Annotated in this window: 2 protein-coding genes; one reads left to right on the top strand and one right to left on the bottom strand. The window is 37.4% G+C overall.

Annotated features, from left to right (window positions below; all coding sequences use genetic code 11):
* Positions 1–46: 46 nt before the first annotated feature.
* Complete coding sequence (locus B879_RS20815; RefSeq protein WP_009187196.1) at positions 47–592, bottom strand: DUF4924 family protein; 546 nt, start codon at positions 590–592, stop codon at positions 47–49.
* 239 nt (positions 593–831) lie between these two features.
* Between B879_RS20815 and B879_RS20820 the strand changes: the two genes are divergently transcribed.
* Positions 832–1,226: GTP-binding protein (locus B879_RS20820; protein WP_193786168.1), on the top strand; the 395-nt coding region annotated here is incomplete at its 3' end.

Below are 1,226 nucleotides of genomic sequence, written 5' to 3' on the forward strand. Positions count from 1 at the left end.
AGCAAAAGGATGGTTTTTAGGATGCTTGTAATGAATTGACTTAAAATTAATTTTCCCTAGTTTTTTCCTCATTCTTCTGAAAATACGCCCAATTCAAGTAGCCTAAGATATTGCCAAAAGCTTCAGTGGCGGCCTCCATATCCTTTGGTATTCCCCTGCCTTTCAGTTTGGCCAGAAGCAACCCGTAAACGGCATTGACACAAACCTGTATTTCATTGGAAGGTGCTTCATCACCTGCTTCAATTATTAACTGTAGGATATATGGCTTAGCTTTTTTGTAATATTCAAAATAGGTGCCGTCAGTTTTAAGCAGTCCCCAATGAATTTCAGCCAATTGAGACACATAAACCTGGGTGCTGTCAAGCCTTCCTTTTGTTTCTTTACCTTCGTTTTTCATCGCCATGGCAATATTTGAAAACCATAATAAAGTCTCTGTTTTTTCTTTTTCGGAGACCGGATAATGAGAAATCACATATTGATTTATTTCATCAAGGTTAAACTCATAGGCTCTCAATAAATCTTCCATCTGATACATATAGATGATATATTCAGCAATATTCTGTTTCTTCTTTTTATCTGCAATGACTTTCATGGTGTTTCAATTCTTCCGGCAAAGAAAACAAGAAAGGCTCAAAAACAGTAAAAATATCCATGAAGATTAAGCCATTTGCTTCTCCTGAAATTTAATAAGACCAAAACATTGTCCTACCACAAATCATTTAAAGCATAAGAAGGGGTTTTTGAAATAAACTAACCTGAAAATTCAAGGGATACTTGAAACTCATATCGATAATACCCATAAATTTATCTATTTTTGCGCCCAGAATGAATATGCAAAGAACTAGAAATTTCTGTATCATTGCCCACATTGATCATGGCAAGAGTACACTAGCAGACCGTCTTCTTCAGTTTACCAATACGGTATCAGATAGAGAGATGCAAGACCAATTGCTTGACAACATGGACCTGGAACGGGAGAGAGGAATAACCATTAAGTCTCACGCCATCCAGATGAAATATAATTACAAGGGAGAGGAATATACCCTCAATCTAATAGATACTCCCGGGCACGTAGATTTTTCCTACGAGGTCTCCAGGTCTATTGCAGCCTGTGAAGGGGCGCTGTTGATTGTAGATGCTTCTCAAGGAATTGAAGCTCAGACCATTTCAAACCTGTATCTCGCTATAGGTCAGGATTTAGAGATTATCCCTGTCTTAAATAAAAT

This window comes from Cecembia lonarensis LW9 (assembly GCF_000298295.1).
Taxonomy (GTDB): Bacteria; Bacteroidota; Bacteroidia; order Cytophagales; family Cyclobacteriaceae; genus Cecembia; species Cecembia lonarensis.

Bases quoted from the DNA above. Each gene is read 5' to 3' on its own strand.
- B879_RS20815 (WP_009187196.1), bottom strand. From the start codon at position 592: ATGAAAGTCATTGCAGATAAAAAGAAGAAACAGAATATTGCTGAATAT.